We start from the raw sequence: 20,335 nt of genomic DNA on the forward strand, positions 1-20,335 counted from the left end.
ATTATATGACCTTTTAGATTAAACACGCCTAACAACATTCAAAATTGATAAAGTGCGACAATATGTCGCGCTTTTGCTTTTGCAGTTCACACTATAATTACGCCAATTATTACAGTGGCATAAATTAACAATGGTTTATAAAAGCAAAACTCAAAAAACTTACTTACTTTCCCCTGTCGCACTTTTTATTAGCTGTGTGCTATCTACTTTTGCATTTGCCGACGATACGTCTTTAGAAGTAATTGAAGTACACGGACATGCTCAAAATAAGCACTTAGCACTTGGTTCGTCAGAATCGTTATTAAGTGATTTAGGTGTCGACTTTTCAGCTGCAGGCGGCGTATCTAACCTCCCTATTTTAAATGGTTTAATGGGCGACAGAGTTAAAGTGTTAATTGATGGCGCAGATGTAACCGCTGCATGCGCTAATCACATGAACCCGCCACTTTCGTATATCTCGGCTAATCAAATTACGTCTTATAATGTGGCTGCAGGCGTGTCGCCAGTGAGTGCGGGCGGCGATAATATTGCTGGCGTAATAAGCGTTAATTCTATTTCATCACAGTATAGCGATAGCAGTGAATTAGGTTGGCACTCAGGTTATGTGTCAGCAAAGTACAGTAGCGTTGATAACGGACGTAAACTTGGCGTAGGTGCACGTTTAGCTAGTGACACGTTTAGCCTTAATTATCAGGGTTCGTTTAGTGACGCAGATAGTTATGAAGACGGTAACAGCGATGTAGTATTAGATACATTGTACCGAGCACAAAATCATAGTTTAACTGCCGCTATGCGCGATGATAAACAGCAATTAGTTATAAAGCTAACGCATCAAAAAATCCCGTATCAGGGATTTGCAAATCAGTATATGGATATGACCGATAACACCAGTTACGGTGCAATAGCTCAATACAAGCGCTCCTTTGAAAGCAGCGAGCTTGAAGGGCAAGTTAACTGGCATAGCGTAAAGCACGAAATGGGTTTTTTCGGTGAAGAAAAAACAGGCATGATGCGAATGAAAACCGATGCACAAGATATAAGTACGCAGCTTAAATGGCGTATCGCGCTTGATAAAAACAGCAGTATTTTACTCGGCCAAGAATATTACAATTACAGCATTGATGATTGGTGGCCAGGTATTGAAGGCTCAACCATGATGGGACCAAACGATTACGTAAATATAAATAATGGCAAACGAGAGCGCATAGCAGCATTTGCTGAATATGAGAGCCAAATAAATACAAAACTGTGGCTAAACGCAGGTGTACGTATTGAAAGTGTTAATACCCAAGTAGGTGAGGTTCAGCCTTACAACGATGGTATGAGCATGATGGATATGGACGATATGAGCGACATGGATAGTATGGAAACTATGACCATGAGCGATATGTCTACAGATAACACTATTGCTGCACAGAACTTTAATGCTGGCGACAGAGATAAAACCGACACTATAGTTGATGCTAACTTTTTAATTAACTACCAAATAACAAATTATGATGAGCTACAATTTGGTCTTGCCCGTAAAAACCGCGCGCCTAATTTATACGAGCGATACAGCTGGGGCGTAAGTAATATGGCAACCACCATGATTGGTTGGTATGGCGATGGTAATGGCTATATTGGTAACCCTGATTTAGACGTTGAAACAGCGCATACTTTAAGTGCTACTTATATTAAGCAGGCTAAAGATGATGGTTGGCGATTAAGCACCAATGTTTGGTATACAGATGTGAATGATTATATTGATGCTGATATTGTAAGAAGCTTCAATAGTTATGACTTGGACAACACAGCGCGTAACATTTTGCAGTTTACTAATGTAGATGCCATTTTATATGGTGCAAAAATAGATTTAACAGCCAACATTTATGAATCTAAGCAATTAGGTAACTGGCAGTTACACGCTAATGTTACCAATACCAGAGGCAAGCGCGACGATACTAACCAGCCGCTTTATCAAATTAAACCAATGCAAACCCAGCTAGGTATTAGCCAGCAAATTAATCGATTTGAAAACGCATTAACTTGGCAGTGGGTAGATACTAAAACCCGTGTAGATAATAATCGTTTTGAAAACCAAACAGACAGCTACAACTTGGTTAATTTAAGCTCTAAAGCCACATGGGATTCATTAACGCTAAGCGCAGAAGTGAGTAACGTGTTTGATGAGTACTACCAACTCCCACTAGGCGGCGTAAGTATTGCAGCACTTAAACAAGATAGCAGCAACGGGTTTGAACAACTTGCTGGGCAGGGTCGTTCATTTAATGTAAGCATTAGTTACGCGTTTTAACTAAATTAAATTTTAAAATAAAGTAAAAGCCATAACTGTGTTATGGCTTTTTTCATACGCTTTAATATGTAAGCCGTAAACTTATTTTTATGAAATATTTGTACGCAAAAAGCGTTCTATTAAGCACGCTTGTACTAATTTTACAGCGTTATTTTAAGGCAATGCAGTAAAAAGCAGTAGCTTGTTCATCACCCAATGATTAGGAAGTACAGTTTTTGAGCAATTTAAAAATAAAGTGATGGGTGCGCCAACAGCTATGGCCGGTTTAGCTTTGGGTATTGCCAGTATGGGATGGACATGGGAAAACGTTTTTAACTTAAACTCCCAAGGGCAATTTTTGGGAGCGGTATTAGCTGGCGTATTAGTTTTACTTTTGGCTGCTAAGTTTTTACTACACCCTCATTTATTAAAAGCTGATTTAGCACACCCAGTTGCAGGAAGTGTGATCCCTACATTTGCAATGGCTAATCTTGTTATTTCAAACTCAGTTGGGCAATTTCACTCATTAGCTGGCGACATTATGTGGGTTTTAGCTTTTGTGTTGCATCTCACATTTTTGGTGAGCTTTTTATACCAGCGAGTAAAAAAGTTTAACTTTGAGGATATGGCGCCCAGCTGGTTTGTGCCACCAGTAGGGATAATTATTGCAGATGTTACTTTTTCGGGAAATCCGACATTAGCGTGGTTAGCTTATAGTGCGCTGGTTATTGGTATATCAACGTACGCGATAATGCTGCCAATTATGTTTTATCGTTTTATATTAGCATTAAAAAGTGACTACGAAATACAGCCAACACTCGCCATTTTAGCAGCGCCTGCTAGCTTAACATTAGCGGGATACTTTCATATTGTAGCTAATCCATCACTTGTTATAGTGGCGGCATTATTTATATTAGCGATAATAAAAACACTGATTGTTTATGTGTTATTTATAAAGTTATTACGCAGACCTTTTTCGCCGAGCTACGGTGCTTTTACATTTCCAATGGTTATTGGGGCAACTGCATTATTTAAAATGGCTGATTGGATGCAAAGTATAAACCTCGCAATGCCATATGTAGATACAGTTAATTACTTAGCTACGTTTGAACTTATAGTTGCCACGGCAGTGGTATGTTATGTAAGTGGTCGGTACTTTTGCCACTTTAAATTATCAAAGCAACAGGTAACGTAAAGCTACTCTTGGATTACCTGTGGCTCATTACTTTCTTGTTCAGCTTGTTTTTCGCGCTCAGCTTTTGATACATAAGAGGGTTTGTTGCTTTTATGCAATTTAGCGTTAGTGCGTTTATCTTTCTTTTGAAATTTAGTGACGATTTTTTTACGACGGTTCACAATTAAATACTCTCTTAATTTTAAGTCGCGCATTATACAGTCATCCTCATAAAAGCTGCTATATAAATATTCAGCTTAAGTTACCTGTGTGTTTAGCGTAAAGAGCTATAAGTAAGCGCTTCATAGCGTTATAATTACCGCTCTTAGTTATTAATTAAATGGGAATTGTTTTGAAAAAGTTAGCTTTAGCCAGTATTGCTTTATTTGCATTTAGCGCTCATGCGCAGTTAAATAAAAATATTGATAGCGTTGCCGATTACGCAGTAAATACCTACCAAAATGCTCAAATACACACACTAACTAACTTAGTGGCTTTTCCGACGGTTAATAAAAGCGACATTAGCGCTCCTCAAAATCCCGATTTTATTGGCTTTAAAGCACTTTTAAAAATGAAAGCCGCAGAGCTTGGTTTTGACTACCAAGATTTAGGCTACACCGTATTAATTGGTATGGGCGAGCAAAGCGAAAAAGTAACGGTAGTAACCCACGGCGACGTGCAACCTGCTAATGCAAGCAAATGGAAACAAAGCCCTTTTATTATTGATACATCTGAACCGGGTAAATTAGTTGGTCGTGGTACTGAGGACGACAAAGGTGCAATAGCAACAGCGCTTTACGCCATGAAAGCAATTAAAGATAAAGGCATAACCCTTAATAACCGTATTGAGCTTATGATTTACCTTGCTGAGGAGTCTGATTGGGGTCCGCTTACTCAATTTATGAAAACGTATGAACAACCAAAATATGCCGTAACGATTGATGCATCATACCCTGTAGTGGTTGCCGAGAAAGGCTGGAGCTTAATTGCACCTACTTTTAATGCAACATCACCACAGACGGGTTTATATGTAAAGGATGTAACTGGTGGTGCGTTTAGAAGTCAAATTCCAGAAGATGCAAGCTTAGTTTTGCACAATGCAGACGCGGCACTTATTAATACATTAAAAGCAAAAGCTAAAACATTAAATAAAGTTGAATTTAACTTTAGTGAAAAAAGTAATGGCTTAGCAATAAGCGTTAAAGGTATGTCGGCGCATTCATCTGAGCCGGAGTCGGGTATAAATGCCATTGCTTATTTAGCTGAGTTATTTAAAGGTGTGGAGCTTGAAAATAACAGTGACGGCGAGCTAATCGACTTTGTGAATCAGTTAATTGGTTTAGACATTCACGGTAAACAATTTGGCGAAATAGCTTACAAGCACGACTTTATGGGCCCAATGACAGTGGCACCAACAGTTATTGAGCGTGATGGTAATGCGCTAACACTCGCTGTAAATGCACGTCGCCCAATGGGTAAAGATGAAGCTGTATTACAAAAGCAAATTGATGATGCACTCGCTAATTGGCAAGCTACTAACAATGTAACACTTGCTAACATAGAAACAATTATTGGCACACCGATGCTACTTGATGGCGCGCCGCATGCGCAAAAGCTGCTTGATATTTTCAAGCATTTTACGGGCGACGAAAAAGCTGACTTTGTATCAATAGGTGGTGGCACTAACGCAAAGCTGTTTGATAATGCGGTATCGTTTGGCCCTTCAATGCCAGGTAAGCGCTACACAGGTCATTCAGAGCATGAATTTATGACACTTGAGCAACTTGAACTGAATTTACGTATGTACACAGCAATGATGATAGAGCTTGGTAATATGTAGTTTAAACGTACTTAGACTCAATAAGGTTTAATAATAGGTGTTGAGTACTAATCAGCACCTATGTCCTTAAAATTTACCTCAGGCAAGTTTTCAAAGCTTGGTTTGGCAAATAAATACCCTTGCATAAGTTCAACACCTGCGTTTTTAAGCCACTTATATTCTTCTACTGTTTCAATGCCTTCAGCTAGTGCGGTTATGTTTAAATCGCGAAACATATTTAAGCAATGAGTTACTATTAGTTGGCGTTTTTTGTCGTTGTTAATATCGCGTATGAGCGCCATATCCAGCTTGATAATATCTGTTTGAAAGTCAGCCAGCAGATTTAAACCAGAATAACCTGCACCAAAGTCATCAGTGGCGGTTTTAAATCCGAGAGACTGATAGTAATCAACAACGCGTTTAATGTGTGCGGTGTCTTCAATTTTTTCAACTTCAGTAAATTCAAACATAATATTTTGAATTGGAAAGTTATACTTTTTTGCAGCTTCTAATGTGGTGCGTATACATCGCTCTGGTTTATAAATAGCATTAGGTAAAAAGTTAATGCTTAGCATTGATGTTATGCCCAGCTTTGCGGCTAGTTGAATGGCTTTAATACGACAAAACTGATCAAATGCATAGCGGTTGTCTTCATTCACTTTTGAAATAATTGAATAAGCAGACTCGCCATTTAAACCCCTAACCAATGCTTCATAGCCATAAATTAGGCGAGTTTTACAGTTTATAATCGGTTGAAAAGCCATAGAAAAATCAAATTCAAGATCGTTGGCGTCAGCACAATTACTACATGTCACTTTTTCACAATCTTTTGATTTTTCGATCACTTAGTTCATCCTCTGATGTTTATTTTTAAAGTTAGTTGAGGGTAGATCCTAACACAAACAGATTAAAGTATTAGTTTGTATTTTTTTAACGTAATAAGTAATTATTTATATGTGAGTAATATTATGACTAATGTCATGCTCTTTAATGATATTTGGCAGGGGTTTGCATTTCGTTTTTATATAAAAATAGATTTATACATTAACAGGAGGATAACCATGAATACATCAACAACAATATTTCAAAGTTTTAAACAGTATGCAGTTGCTTTAATGTTTTTAGGATTAATTAATTTAATTACATCACCAAACACCTTATGGGTGATTTGGCCCGCGCTTGGCATGGGGATCGCTTTATTATCTGAAGTCTTAGGTATAAGCAGCTCTAAAAAGGTATCTTGATGATTAGTAAGCCAAGTAATAATTTACTTGGCTTTAATTTAATGTGCTTTATTTACAGTAATCTAAACCTAAATATTTAAAATGCTGATTGAAGTGTCGCATCTAGTGATATTTCGGTATTTAAGAGTTTTGAAATAGGGCAGCTCTTTTTGGTTTGCTCACATAAGGCTTGAAACTGCTCGTTTTGAATATCATCAATACGCGCTTTTACCTCAAGGGCAATATGCGTTACTGAAAAACCGTCATCTACTTCATCAAGGCTTACAGTGGCTTTAGTATCAATTTTATCTGCGGTAAAGCCTGCATCACCTAATGCAAGTGAAAGCGCCATACTAAAACATGCACTATGCGCTGCACCTACTAATTCTTCAGGGTTTGAGCCTGCCTCATCCTCAAAGCGGGTATTAAAACCATAAGGTTGTTTATTAAGCGCGCCACTTTGAGTTGATATGCTACCTTTGCCTGTTTTAATGTCGCCAGACCATGTTGAACTTGCCGTTTTTTTAATCGTCATCATCTTCTCCTTGCTAGAGTGTAAGCTTTTCAGGCTAGCTAAGCGTTATTTACAAAATAAACTTATATAAAGCCTTTAAAGCACTAATTACAGATGATGCTGCAAAATAGGCGCCAGTTAATTGTTATCCCTGTTTATTTCGCTTACAGCGCTCTGAGCAGTAAATAACGTTATCCCAGTCGCGCTGCCATTTTTTACGCCACGTAAAAGGTTTATTACAAATAGGACACATTTTTTGAGGTAAGTTTAGTTTTTTGTGCGCCATGCTTACTTAGCCTTACTGTTATTTTTAGTATCCGTTTTACTTTTTGTTCGAGTAACTTTTTGAGTACCCCCAACGTGTTTTTTAAGAATCCTCCCTATGGCGCGTTTAACATCGGCTCGCTCACGGTATTGCCATAAGCGCTCGCGTGCTTCTTTTGAGGCGGCTGTTAAATCAAGCATGGGTTCAGGGTAATCCTCCCCTAACTTAAAGTCGTTAAAGAGTGCTTCCATTGGAGTTTGCTCCCAAGGCTGATGTAAATATTCAATAGGGAGTTTTTCAAGCTCGGGGCACCACTTTTTAATAAACGAACCTGTTGGGTCTTGATCTTCTGATTGTTTAATTGGGTTGTAGTGCCTAATGGTGTTAATGCCTGTGACCGAGGCTTGCATTTGAATTTGCGGGTAGTGAATTCCGGGCTCAAAATCTAAAAAGTAATTAGCGAGAGGAAAGCTTGCTTGCTGCCAGCTTATATTTAAATGATGCGTTACAAAGCTTACAAGCATGGCGCGCATTCTAAAGTTTATATAACCGGTGGCTTTTAAGCAGCGCATGCAAGCGTCAATAATTGGAATACCAGTTTGACCTTGCGCCCAGCATTCAATATCGTTTTTCACACGTTCATCATCACGATACGGAAATACGTGATAACCCGGATTAAGAGCTAAAAACTCCATAGAGCACTCGCTTTCAAACTTTTGCATAAAGTGGCAGTGCCAATGCAAGCGCGATACAAACGCAGCAAGCGGTCGCTTCCAGCCTCTTTTGTCAGGGTGTTTTGAATGATATTCATCAATGGCCATTTGATACACTTGCCTAAGGCTAATATTCCCCCACGCTAAATACGGCGAAAGTCGAGAGCAATGTGTTTGGCTTAAACTTGGGCTCGATATTCCCCTTTGATAACCTTTACCGCGCTCGGCAAAAAAGCTCTGCATTACAGTGCGCGCATGCAGTGGGCCACCTTGTTGAAAGCTGTCATGATCTTGAGTGTAAGCGCTAGGCAGCTCAGGCGCTTGATAGTTATTAAAGGTAATTGTTTTTATACTCTTCCAATTAGGAACAGCAATAGGTGCTTGCATTGTTTGCTGCCAGCGTTCGTTCCAATTATTACGATTTTTTTTGCCGCGAATTACCGCGCCTGTTTGCGACTCTTGCCAATTAATGTGGTTATGCTGGCACCATGCTTTTATTGCCTTATCGCGCTCAAAGGTGTTGTTTAAGCCTATTTCTTGATGGCTAAAAATATTAACTATTTCAAACTGCATCTTTAACGATTCAAGTAAATCGTTCATATTTAAATTAAATATATAAACACAGGCGTTAAAACGCGCTAGCTGATTATTTAACTCAACTATTGATTGATACACAAAGCGCCAGTGCCGCTCATTGTAGTGTGCATCTTCGAGCAGTAATGGCTCAAAGTTATAAAGTAACAGGGTCGGTAAGCCATTACTAAATGCATTTTTTAATGGTTGATGATCGCTAAGACGTAAATCACGTTTAAACCACACGATGTTTATTTTTTCTTTCATACTGGCAATATTAAAACCGTGGCATTATAAATAATAAGACAAAACCAATACGTATTAAATGTAAAAGAAGACTAGTGTAAAAACGATTTTGATATAGGCAACTCATGTTAAGGTGATACTAAAATGAGTCGCCAATAAAAGAAGTATTATAAATAGGGAGAATTACCGTGATACTTAAGCAATTTTGGCACTTACAGTCATGTGAGAGTACACCTATTAAAGCTTCACCAATTGCAACTACTTCCATTGTCTTTTCCTAAAACTTGCGGGGGTATCGCTTTGTATGACGATACCCTCAGTTAGGGTAAAATTAAAAACGCTTACCAATAGTAAAGCTAAAGACACGAGATAAGACAACGCGCGCATTAAATATAGTTGATTGATCTGCTACCGTTTCACCTGAGTGAAACTTCCCTCTGATAAGTTTCCTGAGTTATTTAGGTTTTTAATATCGACACGAAGATTTAAGGGTACTCGCCGAGATATCATGGAATGTAGGTAGGGCATCAAAGGCTCCAAACGTTGCTACTGTTTTGGCTCCGCATTTAGTAGCAAAGTCGATAGCCTTTGAAACGTTAGTAAAGTTATTTGCCCAGTCAGTAAATTCTGTTTTATTACTCACTAGCGAAGATATTTGATATAAAAAACCACCTACAAACGCATCGCCTGCAGCTGTGGTATCCACAACATATGCCTGAGGGCAAGGATAAGTACCACTAAATGAGCTAGATGAAAAAGTAATAGGCTCGCCACCATCGGTCATTAAAACTAAAGCTACGCCACTATCTACCCAACTTCTAATAGTGGTATCAATATGCTCTATTCCATAAAGCGAGATCAGCTCATCTTTACTCGCTTTAATAACATCAACTGTTTTAGCAACATCCTCAATAACAGATTTAGCTGTGAGTGGTTCATCCCAGAAGGCTGAACGAAAGTTAATGTCAAAGCATGTAACCGAGCCTGATTCTTTAAAGTGTTTTAGCGCATGTAAGGTTGTATTTAATACTAAAGGTTTTGCAAAAGAGCCTGAACAAAAACTCACAATTTTAGGTGTTGAAAATAAAGAGGGCTCTAAATCGGTTATTTGTAAATCGTAATGTGCAGCATCTTTATCGTAAAATTCAAATGTACGTTCACCGTTTTCATCCAACGATACGAACGCGAGTGCCGTCTTCCCTTTTTTTGAAAAGCCAACATAAGATGTGTTTACATTATACATTTTGAGTGCATTTATTAAAAAGCGACCAAATTTATCATTGCCTACTTTACCAAGCAAATAACTTGAACCACCAAGCTTTGCTACGGCTACAGCAACATTAGCGGGTGCGCCTCCGGCAAACTGTGTGAAGTCTAGTTCGCTATTTGATGCCTTATTGTGCATGCAGTCATGTGAGAGTATATCTATTAAAGCTTCACCAATTGCAACTACTTCCATTATATTTTCCTAAAAATTGCGAGGGTATCGCTTTGCATGACGATACCCTAGATTAGAGTAAAATTAAAAACGCTTACCAATAGTAAGGGTAAAGGTACGAGGTAAGACAACGCGCGCATTAAATGTAGTTGCTTGACCTGCTACCGTTTCACCTGCGCGAGGATCTCCCTCTGATAAGCCTTCTGAGTTATTTAGGTTTTTAACATCGGCACGAAGGTAATAACCGTCTTCGTTTTCAAGGGATAAACCAAGGTTTAACATGCCATACATAGGCAGTTCTGCTGCGTTGGCGTCGTCGGCATAACGTTTACCGCTCCAAGAGTAGCTACCATGAATAGCTGCCATACCCCACGAAAAATCTTCAAACTGATAGCTACTAGTTAATTGGCCAAAGTGCTTAGGCACACGTACAGGTAAGTTGCCGTTTATATCAATAGAGGCAGAGCTTCCATTAGCATCCAAGTATTGCGCCGCTGGTGTGTTTACAAATTCGGGTGATTGGTACGTTGCAGATACACCAATGCGCCAGTCTTGGGTGATTTGCAGGTTAAATTCGGCTTCTACACCTAAGGTTTCTGTGTTTCTAAAGGCTTGACGTTGCACTACTTGACCATTTTCAACAGTAGGTACATTAAAGAATAAATCATCCGCACCGGCGAAGTAACCGGTTACAAATGCTGCGACATCACCTTCGTTATATTTAATGCCCACTTCGGCCATTACCGTTGAAGCTGGTTGTGTTTCACGTCTCTCAGAGTTATTAAATTGATTAATTTCCTCTTGACTAGTTAGGTTGGTAATCGCCATGTATTTATCTACATCAGGCATACGAAAACCATCTGCATATCGAGTGAATACCGCTAAGTCGTCGTTAAATTTGTAGTTAGCTGCAACTGTCCATGCCATTTCGTTGTATTCAACATCAAAATTTCGGTAAGTCCCATCACCAAAGGGCAGGGTAATATTCCCATTGACGGTATCAGTATCGCTGGCAAAACTGTCAATTGTGTAATTAGCTTGGTTTTGCGCTTCCCCATCTGCTTTGAGGGTTTCGTACCTTAGGCCCAGATTAAACGACACATCTTCAAGCTCGTATTCAAAGTCAGCAAAGGGCGCAAGGGTATTTTCACTATAAACAATATCGGCAAAACCATGTGATCCAGACTGAATACCTTTGTAAGTACCGCTGGCAATGTCAACACCTTGTGCATCTGTAAATACAACATCTAAGCGCTGCGGCAGGGGCTCTACTGATTGCAGTGTATTAATTCGATAGTCGGTAACATGGCCATTAATATTAGAGAAGAATAAGCCAAAATTAGCATAAAGAGTCCCTTCGCCTACATCATCAAAGGTGTAGTTGAATCTGGTTTCGTTTTGAAAGTTGTCGCCTTCAAAACGTCTATGCCAAAAGCCTGCGTTTATTCCGTATCCATTGGTGTTGTAGGTATTTACGGTGCTTGAATCAGCCAATACAAAGCCGTTTCCTGCATCGCGTATATCGTAACTTAGGTTACCATCAACCATGGCACCTGCAAGAACATCAGTATTTGCAGCATATATAGCTTGTGCTTTACTAGCTAACGGTTCGGCGTTACCTACGTTAATGATGCCGGTAAAGGTTGTTAGCATATCGGTATAACGCATTTGATTTGAAAAGACTAAGTTTTCGTTGATTTCAATTTCGGTTGTATTGCCAAAGTAGGTCACATTAGCGTAGTTACCATCTGCAATATCCAAATCAATGTCGCCGCTTGGGGTGTTATTAAGAGTTAATAAACGCGCACCTGCTGAGTTACCGGTGGTGCCATCTCTGATATCCATCCCGCCTGGGATTGTTTTAGCATTGGTGGTTGAGCCTATTAATGGCTGAGGAATAAAAAAGAATGATCTATCGTTTTGTTTATTAAACTCAAAGCGGGTAAAGCCGCTGCCATCTTTAAAAAAGTGCTTAATATTGCCATTAAGCTCACCACCTTGGTTAGCTGTATACCCCGGATCGCGTGCGGAGTCATCCTTGCGATACCAAGCGCCAACAGCATAGGTTGTCTGATCGTCTATTGATCCGCTAACCCAACCTTGTCCACCTAGGCGGTTGTTGCTGTTGGTCTCAAAAAACACATCACCTTGGGTATCATCGGAGCCTTCACGAGAAATAAAATTAATAAACCCAGCTGGCGCGCTACCAACAAAAATTGACGAGGCACCACCACGAATAGCTTCAACGCTGCCAACAAAATTAGACAAACGGGTAAAGCGATCATTTTGAGTAAATAAAATATCTTGATTATAAAACACGGTCATACCATCACGAAGTAGTGCTGTAAACTCTGTTTGCGTTGATAACGGAAAGCCTCGTGGGGCTACGTTGTTACCGGTTTCTCCACCGGTGTCTTCGGCATGAAAACCAGGAATACTTCGCACTAATTCAGCAACACTGTGCGGAGCCAATTGCTCTAACTTTGCTTCGTTAAAGGTAGTTATTGCATTAGTTGATTCGATTTTCTCTTTTGGCCGAGATGTTCCCGTTACAATGATGCGCTCAAACCCTAAATCACTTTTTGCTTCTTGTTGCTCTTGTGACAAGACGCTAGGGGATATGGATAGACCTACAGCGACTGCAATTAGAGTCATTTTTGCTGATACTTTCATTTTTCTGTTCCCTCTTTGTTGTGTGTGTATACAAATTTGCGGTTTTATTAATCAAACATGTCAGTGTTATCAAATTTGTAAATAGAATGTAGAGAACTTAAAATAATAAATCAACTATTATTACTTATTATTTTTTGTACAGCTTTTTGATTGTTTAAGTGAATTTTTTTCCTCTGATAAAAAATAAATAAGCAGCCAACGTTACCGATGGCTGCTTTTTAACTTTAAAGTATATTAGTGGTGTGAAAGGCTTGCGTGATCTTGAGAAAAGTTGATAAGTAACGGAAGGTTAGCGCAGCCTACTGATTGAGCCTTGGCGCCAATAGAGCCACTTTGTACTTCACAGCGATTAATACCGCGATGATCAGCCTGGCTCAATTTTAACTTTGTTGCCAAAACTATTTTTTCTCTGACATTGATAGGAATGGCGCCATCAATGACAATCGCCTCAAAATCAAAAATAGCTAAAGAACACAATGCCGCGTAGGCGAGACCATCTGCAACTTGGTCTATCCACTTATCGAGTACGGGGCCTAAGTCTCCCCAATACTCTTTTGAACTCCACAGTATGTCAGTATTGTAGCCATCACCTTTGAGCATTTTTTCGAGAATATACAGTGATGATTGCATAATAAGTTGTTGGGAGGTTAGTTGACCTTCACTATTAAGCATAGGCCTAGGTAATGAGCCTATAGCGCCGGCATTACCTTTTTTACCGGTAAATAAGGTTTCGTTTATAACAACTCCACCACCAATAAAAGTACCAATAAAAATATATAAAAAATCGCTAAAACGAGCAGGATTACCAAAGCTTAATTCAGCTGAACAAGCCGCGGTATCATCATTACATACATACACGGGAAGGTGTACAATTTGATTTATTTTTTCTTTAAAATCAAAAGACTTCCATTCATTCAATACTGTTTTTGGAGCGCCGGCTTCTTCTGTCCAGTTCCAAATTTCGTAAGGGGTTGCAACACCCACACCTAAGATACGCTTGGCTAATTCGTCACTTAAGCTCATTTTAAGTACGCTGATCCCTTTCTCTAAAAAGGTTAGCAAGCTCTGTACTGTGGGGTAAGCGCAGTTTTCGTGCAAAGTTGCGCGTATATTTCCTACTAAGTCAATCAAGGTTAAATCAAAACTGCGACGACCTACTTTTAAGCCAATTCCAAATGCACCATCTGGATTTAACGCAAATGGGATGGTTGGTTGGCCAACCTTACCACGCTGAGGGTCTTTCCGTATTAATAACGATTCGGCTTCTAAACTATTGATAATTACTGTGACGGCCTGTGCTGAAAGCCCTGTTTTTTGTGCTATTTCAGCTTTTGGAGCACTACCGTGTTGGCGAATTAATGACATAATTCGGCGTTCATTATGAGCACGCAGGCCAGATTGGCTTCGGCCTTCTTGTAAAGAGAGTCGAGGGTTTTTAGATTTGATAATTATTCCTACCTAGTTGTTATTATCTTGAATAACCTGATTAATTGTACACCGAGTGTGTGTAATTGGCGACTATATTAGCTTTATTGCCGGGTTCATTTCTTATTATTAAATTTACGACAGAGTATAAATAAGTCACAGGAGGTCAATAAATAACTATAGTTGATTTATTGACGGAATGATATTTAACTGGTTAAATGCTTTACTTAACATTAACAACTGAGACACGGCAATGACCACACACACACACACACAAACACCTCTTGTCTCCAAGGAGATGGTGGTTCCCTTTATTTTACTTGTTCTGTGCTTTGCTGCATGGGGAGCTGCGGCAAACATGACTGATCCGCTAGTAAAAGTGTTTAGTAAAATTTTTACTATGTCGTCAGTGCAGTCTGCATTGGTACAATTTAGCTACTATGGAGCTTACTTTTGCTTAGCTATTCCGGCGGCATATATCAATAAACGCTTTTCGTATAAAACAGGTGTGTTAACCGGTTTAGGGATGGCTGCAATCGGAGCATTTTTGTTTTATCCCGCCAGCCAAGCAATGACTTATGGTTTTTTTTTAGTGGCTTTGTTTGTGTTAGCTGGAGGCTTATCTATTTTAGAGACATCAGCAAACCCTTATGTAATGGGAATGGGCACCCAACAAGGTGCAACTCGCAGGTTGAATTTGGCGCAATCATTTAACCCTGTCGGTACTAACATTGGTGTTTTTTTAGCCGCTACCCTTATTTTACCAAAGCTCAATACTGCAACCTCTGGTGAGCGCACAAATATGAATAGTGAGCAATTAACTAGCATTATAAGCGCAGAACTTGATGCAGTTATGGTGCCTTATGTTGGTATGGCTTGTGTGTTGGTTTTTATTTGGTTGGCAATTGCGTTTACTAAAACACCTAATTTTTGTAAGCAAAAAAAAGTCTCTAAGCATGTAGAATTTAGTGCAACGTTTAAGCGCTTGTTTAAAAATACCCATTACCGCTTTGGTGTTATCGCCCAGTTTTTTAATGTTGCGGCGCAAACTTGTGTATGGACATTTACCATCCAGTACGTAATGGAGGCACTCGATACAAATGAAGTTACCGGGGGAAGTATTTTACAATACAGTATGATCACCTTTTTAGTTTCTCGATTTGTAATGACCTGGCTTATGGGATTTATTCGTCCTGCCAAACTGTTAATGGCAACCTCTATTATTGCAATGCTGCTGTGTTTTTATATGGTGAAAATGCCAAATATAAGTGGCGTATGGGCGCTGGTAAGTATATCGGCTTGCTTATCATTAATGTTTCCAACTATTTACGCGATTTCACTACATGGGTTAGGCGATGATGCAAAACTAGGTGCTGCTGGTTTAGTAATGGCTATTTTAGGTGGAGCGATAGTTCCTGTATTCCAAGCTGTGTTTATTGATACATACAGTGTCGCGTTTTCTTATGTTGTGCCTGCGGGGTGTTTTATTATTGTTGCAGCTTATGCTGCATTTGATTTAAAAACAAAAGTCAGAGTATTCAATAATGTAGCGCCTTGCTAAATGGATTGAAAACCGAGCCTGAAGGCTCGGTTTTACTTTTTAACTTTTCTCATTTGTAAATCTTCTTTAACCCCAATTAAGATATTAGGCATGTTGATATTCTTATTTAGTTGAAAAATATGTTTTTAGATCTCACCGAAAATACCAACCAAAATGTTTACTCTTACTTAGTAGGCGGTATCAGCCCAAGGCCTATCGCATGGATAAGTACATTAAATAGCGAAGGTATTGCAAATATTGCGCCTTATTCATTTTTTACTGTGGCTAGTTGCAAGCCAGCTGTTTTAAGTGTTACGCAAGTAAACCCTAGTGATAAAACGAATAAAGATACGCTCAGTAATCTAATGGCAACTAAAGAATGTGTGGTTAATATTGTCAGCCAAGAGTTAGTTGAAAAAATGAACCAAAGTTGTGCAAATTATCCTAGTGATATAAGCGAGTTTGATGCAGCTAACATTGCCCAAGCTCCAAGTAAGTTAGTTAACGCGCCAAGCGTTGCCGATTCAAAAGTAAGGTTTGAATGTAAATTACGCGAAGTTATTAGTATTTCAAATGAGCCTGGCGGCGGAAAAATGATGTTGTTGGATGTAGTGGGTATTTGTATAGACGATGAAGTGATGAGTGGTGGCTATATTGACCCAGAATTATTAAATGCAGTGGGCAAAATGGGCGGCGATTACTTTAGTACAACCAAAGATAAGTTTTTACTTAAAAGGCCACAGTTGTAATTTTAATATAGATTCTTCCTTTGTTTGTGCACATTGTTTGCACTTTTACTTGTTAACTTTGTTTTATTAAACGTTAAAGTAAAGGTTCAAGCATTGAAAACCCTTCTTAAAACAAAAGCCGTTAATGCCACTAAGTTATTTGCGTTAAGCGCGCTTTGCATCGCTTTAAGTGCATGTAATAGCGATTCAACAAGTACTGCAACAGACGGCGATACAGTCAGTAATAGTGCTCCAACGGTTGATGCTGGTATTGACCAAACTGTTAATGCGGGCGATACCGTTTATTTAAGTTCAGCGGTTGAAGATGACGGTGAAGTATCGGTTAGTTGGTCGCAAACATCAGGCACTACCGTTAGTTTATCTTCAAGTACTGCAACGTCTACAGAGTTTGTTGCTCCAGAGGTATTAACCGATGAAGCACTTGTATTTGAAATCAGTGCAGATGATGGCACAAACGATGTCGTTGTAGATACAGTTATAGTTAATGTGATTGCTTCATCAGACTCAGATACAGTTGATAATAGTGCAAAACTTACCAGCTGGTTAATTAACAACGATACAACTTCTACATACATACAAAATAATGGTGCAGTGGTTGAAGATGTTCAATCGGTTGAGGTTGTTACTGTTACTGAGGAAGATGCTGACGTTGAATACATGTACGTGCAAACTACTGACATTCCTAAATATGATGTAACGCTTACACAAGACCAAGTAGACGCGTTAAATAACCGCCCGCGTGCAGCTACCGATTTTTATAACGGTGTAACTTCTGCAGCAGTAGGGCAAACCATTTCTTTTGGTGAAGATATTGGCTATAACAGCAGCACTGAAAACTGCGATGACACAGGCGGTGCAGGTTATTGGCCTCCAGGACCGGGTTGTCCAACAGAACAAGCGGTTGAAGCGTATTTTCCGCTAACACCTACCGATTTATCTGACACTGAAACTTGCGAAACAGGTTTAGGTACAGTTGGCTTAATGGTTAATGGCACCAGTATATTTAACTGGGGCGATGGTATGAGCTACGGTAATAATATTTGGTATACATTAGCGCCCATTGCTGAGCAATACGATGTTGATGTGTGCGGCGGACATGCTGCTAACGGTGAATATCATCACCATTTTTATACTAGTTGCTTAGCTGATTTACTTGAAGATGATGGCGATGCGCATTCACCTATTTATGGGTTTGCAGCTGATGGCTATCCGCTTTATGGTCCTTATGAAAGTAACGGACAACTAGCATTAAGTGGCTGGGAAATGCGTGATTATGGCGCATCAGAAAGTGAAGGTGGTTGTGGTACTGAGGGCGAACGAAGCTGTACCTTAGTTGATCAATACGATGTTAGCCAAGGCACACAAACAAGTGATGCAGGTCCTGCTATCGGTGCACAAGTAACGACGCTCTCTGGTAATACATTAAATGCCGACGATGGGTATTACTTTGAAGATTATTACTACGCACAAAAAACAGTAACCGGTGCTCAATTAGATGAGCATAACGGCCACGATACTAACGATGGCAAGGGTTATCACTACCATATAACACTAACGTTAGACAGCGATGGTAAATTACAGCCTTCTTTTCCTTATCAAATAGGGCCTCGTTTTAAAGGTCAATTAGCCGATAATTCAATTGGTCGCTGTGATACGGGCGAAACAATGGCTCCACCACCGGGAATGTAGGAGTAACTATGCGTTATTTTAAATACGCATTGATCCTAACTACTGCTGCGCTATTGAGCTTTAAGCTCTTTGCGCAGCAGGAAATGATGGATCATAGCCATATGCCCATAGCAGTGCCAAATGATATGCCAGTCCCGGCATTAAGCCTTAAGTTATTAAAAGATAGTATGTCGGGTTATAACTTAATTTTAGATACACAGCGTTATGATTTGTCTGTGCCGCCAGAGGGCACGATGAACATGCAACAAATGATGGGCGTGACAACAAACCAAGACACCGGTTTTTTACAAGGTCATGCTCATTTATACATTAATGGGGTTAAAATACAGCGAATTTACGGACAAGCGTTGCATTTACCTGCTAACTTATTTAAAACTGGTATAAATACCGTATCGGTTACTTTAAATAATCATGGTCATATGTATTGGACCGCTCAGGGCAAAAAAATAGTTGCTACGCTGTATGTTAACGATCAAACCAAAGAGTTTATAACATACCGATTTGAAAGCTTTCCTAGCAAGGTTGAAAACACGAATTAATGAAAATTCATAATAAACTTTTTTTAATACTATTTAGTTTTACCTTTAGTGTTATTGCAGGGCTAGTAGTACTTATACAATGGAGTATAGGGCAAGGCGTAATTGATTTTGTTAATGCAAAAGAAGTAAAAGCGCTTGAACCACTTGTTGTGCAACTTGCAAAGCAATACGAACAAAACCCCTCATGGGAACGTGTTGTCGGCAATGGCGAAAATTTTAGAAAACTTATTGAATCGCAGCTAGAAAATAGCCAGTTTTTACCTAGGCCACAAGAAGGCCCAGGTCCGCGTGGGCGAATGATGCGACGGCCGCCGCCAGATCATATTCGTTTAGGGGGAGAGCGCCGCCTACCACCTGAAAATATTGCTCACTACGCTTTGCTTGACGAAAATAAACAGCGAGTAGTGGGTAAATACCTTAGCGATTTAAAATATATAACAACCCCAATTATTGTTAGCGATAAAGTAGTGGGTTACTTAGCAGTTTCTAAAAGAGATAGCTTGGTTGATGGCTATGAGCTTGATTTTTTACAGCAGCAAACTAACTACTTATGGTTTATTGCTTTAGCTGCGGTATTGCTAACATTGCTAGTTACCTTTTTATTGTCTCGCCACTTAGTAAGCCCAGTAAAGCAAATTGCTAACGGTATGCATCGCTTAACGCAAGGTAATTACGAGACCAAACTTACGCTTGAACGAAAAGATGAGTTGGGCCAATTAAGCGAAGATTTTAATACGCTTGCATTTACACTCGCTAAAGATGAGCAAGTACGTAAGCGTTGGCTTGCTAATATTTCTCATGAGCTTAGGACGCCAATGAGCATTTTACTCGGTGAACTTGAAGCTATGCTACTTGGTATACGAGAACCGAACGCAAAAAATATAAGCTCGGCTAACGATGAAGCCCTGCATTTAAAACGCTTAATAGACGACTTGCATATGCTCAATAGCGCAGAGTTAGGAGGTATGCACTACACAATGCAACCTACTGATATGGCGTTATTATTAAATACTATTGAGCAAAAATATCAGGTTTTGCTTGAACAACATAATATAAAAATATACCTGCTAAATAGCGCTAAATACATAACTGTACAAGCAGATAAAACACGCCTTTTGCAGCTACTCGATAATATTTTAATGAACGCCGTACACTATGCACAATGTACAACTATTTCATTAACAGCTAAAAATATAAGTATTAAAGGGCAAACTTATTTAGAGCTTATAATTGAAGATAATGGTGTAGGTGTAGAGCAGTCGCATTTATCGCATTTGTTTGAGTATTTATATCGAGTAGATAGTTCGCGTAATCGCCAAGAGGGCGGTTCGGGCTTAGGTTTATCTATTTGCCAGCATATAGTTAAAGGTCATAAAGGTGAAATAGCTGCAGAAAAAGCCAGCTTAGGCGGCCTTGCTATTATTATTAGATTGCCAACTATTTAGTTTATAAAAATAAAGTTGAGGTTACCTACAGAGAT

At 39.3% G+C, this 20,335-nt stretch carries 17 protein-coding genes; 9 read left to right on the top strand and 8 right to left on the bottom strand.

Translation table 11 applies throughout. From position 1 onward, the window contains the following. The first annotated feature begins 130 nt into the window (after window positions 1–130). The gene (locus tag H5115_RS06155) at window positions 131–2,296 is read left to right on the top strand and encodes a TonB-dependent receptor (protein WP_182754256.1); all 2,166 of its coding nucleotides are present in this window, start codon (window positions 131–133) and stop codon (window positions 2,294–2,296) included. Window positions 2,297–2,552: 256 nt separating this feature from the next. Continuing rightward, a complete protein-coding gene (locus H5115_RS06160) occupies window positions 2,553–3,470 on the top strand; it encodes a TDT family transporter (protein WP_259396335.1) in 918 nt (305 codons plus the stop codon). Window positions 3,471–3,472: 2 nt separating this feature from the next. On the opposite strand, the gene H5115_RS06165 is transcribed toward H5115_RS06160, so the two are convergent. After that, window positions 3,473–3,664 carry a DUF2986 domain-containing protein gene (locus H5115_RS06165; protein WP_182754262.1) on the bottom strand — a complete coding sequence of 64 codons (192 nt, stop codon included), beginning with the start codon at window positions 3,662–3,664 and terminating at the stop codon, window positions 3,473–3,475. A 137-nt stretch (window positions 3,665–3,801) separates the two neighbouring features. Between H5115_RS06165 and H5115_RS06170 the strand changes: the two genes are divergently transcribed. Further along, complete coding sequence (locus H5115_RS06170) at window positions 3,802–5,289, top strand: dipeptidase (protein ID WP_182754265.1); 1,488 nt, start codon at window positions 3,802–3,804, stop codon at window positions 5,287–5,289. A 47-nt stretch (window positions 5,290–5,336) separates the two neighbouring features. Here H5115_RS06170 and H5115_RS06175 read toward each other — a convergent pair whose 3' ends face one another. Further along, window positions 5,337–6,113, bottom strand: a complete 777-nt coding sequence (locus tag H5115_RS06175; RefSeq protein WP_182754268.1) for an EAL domain-containing protein — start codon at window positions 6,111–6,113, stop codon at window positions 5,337–5,339. 216 nt (window positions 6,114–6,329) lie between these two features. On the opposite strand from H5115_RS06175, the gene H5115_RS06180 reads away from it, so the two are divergent. After that, window positions 6,330–6,512 carry a 2TM domain-containing protein gene (locus H5115_RS06180; RefSeq protein WP_182754271.1) on the top strand — a complete coding sequence of 61 codons (183 nt, stop codon included), beginning with the start codon at window positions 6,330–6,332 and terminating at the stop codon, window positions 6,510–6,512. 76 nt (window positions 6,513–6,588) lie between these two features. Here H5115_RS06180 and H5115_RS06185 read toward each other — a convergent pair whose 3' ends face one another. The 6 genes from H5115_RS06185 to H5115_RS06210 form a co-directional block, all read right to left on the bottom strand. Further along, a complete protein-coding gene (locus H5115_RS06185) occupies window positions 6,589–7,026 on the bottom strand; it encodes an OsmC family protein (RefSeq protein WP_024593544.1) in 438 nt (145 codons plus the stop codon). A 124-nt stretch (window positions 7,027–7,150) separates the two neighbouring features. Continuing rightward, entirely contained in the window at window positions 7,151–7,291 is a 141-nt protein-coding gene (locus tag H5115_RS06190) for a DUF2256 domain-containing protein (protein ID WP_007376862.1), read from the bottom strand. A gap of 2 nt (window positions 7,292–7,293) precedes the next feature. Further along, the gene (locus H5115_RS06195) at window positions 7,294–8,823 is read right to left on the bottom strand and encodes a cryptochrome/deoxyribodipyrimidine photo-lyase family protein (protein ID WP_182754274.1); all 1,530 of its coding nucleotides are present in this window, start codon (window positions 8,821–8,823) and stop codon (window positions 7,294–7,296) included. 445 nt (window positions 8,824–9,268) lie between these two features. Continuing rightward, entirely contained in the window at window positions 9,269–10,261 is a 993-nt protein-coding gene (locus tag H5115_RS06200) for a carbohydrate kinase (protein ID WP_182754277.1), read from the bottom strand. A gap of 63 nt (window positions 10,262–10,324) precedes the next feature. Then, window positions 10,325–12,913 carry a TonB-dependent receptor gene (locus H5115_RS06205; protein ID WP_182754280.1) on the bottom strand — a complete coding sequence of 863 codons (2,589 nt, stop codon included), beginning with the start codon at window positions 12,911–12,913 and terminating at the stop codon, window positions 10,325–10,327. A gap of 234 nt (window positions 12,914–13,147) precedes the next feature. Continuing rightward, window positions 13,148–14,365, bottom strand: coding sequence for an ROK family transcriptional regulator (locus tag H5115_RS06210; protein ID WP_100218334.1), 1,218 nt, complete (start codon window positions 14,363–14,365; stop codon window positions 13,148–13,150). Window positions 14,366–14,591: 226 nt separating this feature from the next. On the opposite strand from H5115_RS06210, the gene fucP reads away from it, so the two are divergent. The 5 genes from fucP (at window position 14,592) to H5115_RS06235 (ending at window position 20,300) form a co-directional block, all read left to right on the top strand. Next, window positions 14,592–15,899 carry an L-fucose:H+ symporter permease gene (gene fucP / locus H5115_RS06215; RefSeq protein WP_029753314.1) on the top strand — a complete coding sequence of 436 codons (1,308 nt, stop codon included), beginning with the start codon at window positions 14,592–14,594 and terminating at the stop codon, window positions 15,897–15,899. 119 nt (window positions 15,900–16,018) lie between these two features. Further along, a complete protein-coding gene (locus H5115_RS06220) occupies window positions 16,019–16,627 on the top strand; it encodes a flavin reductase family protein (protein ID WP_182712565.1) in 609 nt (202 codons plus the stop codon). Window positions 16,628–16,660: 33 nt separating this feature from the next. Continuing rightward, on the top strand, window positions 16,661–18,316 hold the full coding sequence (locus tag H5115_RS06225; protein WP_182754283.1) for a YHYH protein: 1,656 nt from the start codon (window positions 16,661–16,663) through the stop codon (window positions 18,314–18,316). 8 nt (window positions 18,317–18,324) lie between these two features. Beyond that, the gene (locus H5115_RS06230; RefSeq protein WP_182673742.1) at window positions 18,325–18,855 is read left to right on the top strand and encodes a hypothetical protein; all 531 of its coding nucleotides are present in this window, start codon (window positions 18,325–18,327) and stop codon (window positions 18,853–18,855) included. Continuing rightward, the gene (locus H5115_RS06235) at window positions 18,855–20,300 is read left to right on the top strand and encodes an ATP-binding protein (RefSeq protein ID WP_182754285.1); all 1,446 of its coding nucleotides are present in this window, start codon (window positions 18,855–18,857) and stop codon (window positions 20,298–20,300) included. The genes H5115_RS06230 and H5115_RS06235 overlap by 1 nt, the downstream gene beginning before the upstream one ends. Window positions 20,301–20,335: the final 35 nt, after the last annotated feature.

Source organism: Pseudoalteromonas sp. SR44-2 (assembly GCF_014163745.1).
GTDB classification, from domain to species: domain Bacteria; phylum Pseudomonadota; class Gammaproteobacteria; order Enterobacterales; family Alteromonadaceae; genus Pseudoalteromonas; species Pseudoalteromonas distincta.